Source organism: Bradyrhizobium sp. (assembly GCF_049586575.1).
In the GTDB taxonomy this organism is placed as follows: Bacteria; Pseudomonadota; Alphaproteobacteria; order Rhizobiales; family Xanthobacteraceae; genus Bradyrhizobium.
In genome coordinates this window covers 1-1,504 of record NZ_JBAVCF010000302.1, presented here as the reverse complement: position 1 = coordinate 1,504, position 1,504 = coordinate 1, and the positions used below count along the sequence as shown (strand labels likewise).

Below are 1,504 nucleotides of genomic sequence, written 5' to 3'. Positions count from 1 at the left end.
GCGCATTCCAGGCGCCGTTCTGCTGGCGTACCGTGAAATTCGGCACATGCGTGCCGGACCAATCCACCGCAGCCGGGTCGATCGGGTGGTCGTGGCCGTCAAGCACCTCCATATGCATGCGCGAGAGATAGCTCGCGTCTTTACGCATATGCGCGGAGATTTCGGTTTTCGCAATCGAGGACGGGACGGTCCAGGTCGGATTGAGATTGACGCCGGTGATTTCCGCGGTCAGCGTCGGCGAGGGCTTTTCGGTTTTGCCGACGATGACGCGATAACGCCGCACCACCGTATCGTTCTCGACGGCTTCGGCAAAAGTCGCCGGAAGATTGACGACGACGTAGCGCTGCCCGAACTGGAAGCTCGTGTTTTCGAGACGTTCGAGCGAAGCCTCGAGCTGCCTGATCCGCTTTTGAACAGAGATATTGAGCGCAGCCAGCGTGCGCGGCGTGACGGTGCCGGTGACGGCCATTCCATGGCGCACCTGGAAATGCTTGATGGCCTCGGCCAGCGCCTCGTCGAACGCCCCCGTTGCCTTGTCGGCGGCGAGATCCTCGCTGATGATCAGTCGGCGGCGCAACAGATCGTCGTTGGGGCCCGCGACGCCAATCGCGAACTTGGCATCCGCAGGGATCATCGGCCAGCCGCCACGGACCGCGAGATCCGAATAGCTGAGCGCGGCGTCCTTGATCCGCTGTGCCGTGCCTTCGTCGAAGGTCGGCTCATGCGACAGCGCTAGCGCCGCGGCCGAACGGGATTCAGGGGTCGAGGCGGCGGTTGCCGGTCTGGCGGCGGCATGGGCCGGATTGGCGGGGGCTGCGATCGCCGGTTTTGCCGGATTCGGGACAATAGCGCCTCGCGCCGGACCATTGTTCTGGCCGAACGCGGGCGCGCTTGCCAGCAGCAGCGCGGAAACGGCGAGCAGACCGGTCGTTCGCATGGCAAAGTCCTTAAGAGAATGCGCGAGAAAAGGGCGTCAATGAACAGATGTGGCTGGCGAAACCGGGCGCAAGGCTAGGCCGCCTCTGCGGACGGCACCTTCCGGTATGTCGCCGGTACCGCTAATCTGGTTCGCGCGAGCCCCGATTTTTCAAAGGATAATGGGCTCCGTGGAAGGTCAAATCCAATGCTGACGCGCCGGGCGGCGATAACGGGCTGTTGCGGCGCTCTCGCCGGACTCGCAGTCTGGCCGGCCTGGGCCGAGGCGGCGTATCCGAACCGAACGATCAAGATGATCGTGCCCTATCCGGCCGGCGGGACCATCGACCTGCTCGGGCGGCTGGTCGCCGACCAATTGCGGGCCGGCTTGAACGCCACGGTCGTCGTCGAAAACAAGCCCGGAGCGTCCACCGTGCTTGGCGCCGAACAGGTGGCGCGCTCGGAAGGCGACGGCTACACGCTCTTGACCGCGACATCGACGACGCTTGCCATCAACAAGGCGCTGTACCGCAAGCTGCCTTACGATCCGGTTACGGATTTTACGCCGATTGCACCGGTCGCGCGGGTG

2 protein-coding genes are annotated in these 1,504 nt (G+C 64.2%); one reads left to right on the top strand and one right to left on the bottom strand.

The features are described 5' to 3' along the window. The coding region (locus WB528_RS11755; protein WP_423888583.1) for a L,D-transpeptidase family protein at positions 1-937 on the bottom strand (937 nt) is incomplete at its 3' end. 186 nt (positions 938-1,123) lie between these two features. On the opposite strand from WB528_RS11755, the gene WB528_RS11750 reads away from it, so the two are divergent. Beyond that, positions 1,124-1,504, top strand: a 381-nt coding sequence (locus WB528_RS11750; protein WP_423888582.1) for a Bug family tripartite tricarboxylate transporter substrate binding protein, incomplete at its 3' end; no start/stop codon positions are given.